Annotated in this window: 1 protein-coding gene; it reads left to right on the top strand. The window is 54.5% G+C overall.

Going from position 1 to position 1,117, the window contains the following annotated elements; translation table 11 throughout:
• Window positions 1-84 precede the first annotated feature (84 nt).
• Window positions 85-981 (top strand): dihydroorotate dehydrogenase electron transfer subunit, encoded by an 897-nt coding sequence (locus H5U08_RS19520; RefSeq protein ID WP_297037068.1) that lies wholly within the window; start codon window positions 85-87, stop codon window positions 979-981.
• The last annotated feature ends 136 nt before the right edge of the window (window positions 982-1,117 follow it).

Here is a 1,117-nt window from a genome sequence, read left to right as displayed (position 1 = left end):
ATGACGGAGCAGGAGGGACGCTTCCGGTCATAGAGTTGGAAATATTCGAAATAACAGCAACACTCTTGTAGGCGATTTATTGTGATGGACGATCAATGGCGACTTCTAACCGAACCAGGGAACCGCGAAATTTGGTTCGGCAAAGCCACGGTTATCGAGAATGAACAGATCGGGCGTGATCTGTTCCGTTTACGGCTGGTGTGTCCGCCGATTGCCAGAGGAATCGTCCCAGGGCAGTTCGTCATGCTCCGGCTGCCGAACCACTATGACCCATTGTTGGGGCGGGCCTTCGCGCTGTTCGATGTATTCAACGATCCGGAACACGGGGAAGCGGCCGGACTGGAGATCGTTTATTCTTCTATCGGAAAAATGACTAAATTGCTGGCCAGGTGGTCCGCCGGTGACTATCTGGAAATATGGGGGCCCCTGGGAAATGGTTTCCCGCCTCCCTCCTCTCCAACCCTTCTGATGGTGGCCGGGGGAATCGGCTATACGCCTTTTATGGCGGTTGGGCGGGAAGCGACGGGTCATGGGCAATATGGTTCTCCGCCACGTCAGACGCAACCGGTCAAGCGTGCCCAGCTCTTGTTCGGAGTGCGCACTGCGGAGTTACTCCCTGATGACCTTCACCGCTTCAAAGATGTCGGCGTAGAAGTCCAGACAATCAGCGATGATGGTTCCACCGGGCACCAGGGGCTTGCCACTGATCTTTTGCTGAAAGAACTTGAAAAGCTCGATCCGCACGAGACGGCCGTGTACTGTTGTGGTCCGGAAGCTCTCATGAAAGCGGTGGCCGATATTTGCGCCGTCCGGCGCGTGCCCTGCTACTTGTCCCTCGAAACGCCCATGGCGTGCGGTCTGGGGCTCTGCTATAGTTGTGTCGTGCGTGTGAGAGATGATCTTGAGTCCGAAGAGTGGGACTATCACCGCGCGTGCATTGAAGGGCCGGTTTTCGACGCCCGGCGGCTTGTGTTCGAATGAACAGGTTTGCTGGACAAAACATTTCGAGTGGCGGGCGGTCTTTGTCGCGGCAAAGGACAATATGAATCATCACAGCGGCGGACAAGTACGATTAAATTCCCTTTTTAAATAAAGCATAATACGCAAATTTTAGAGT

Source organism: Thermogutta sp., assembly GCF_014359955.1.
Lineage (GTDB): Bacteria > Planctomycetota > Planctomycetia > Pirellulales > Thermoguttaceae > Thermogutta.
This window is presented reverse-complemented; position numbering and strand designations above follow the sequence as displayed.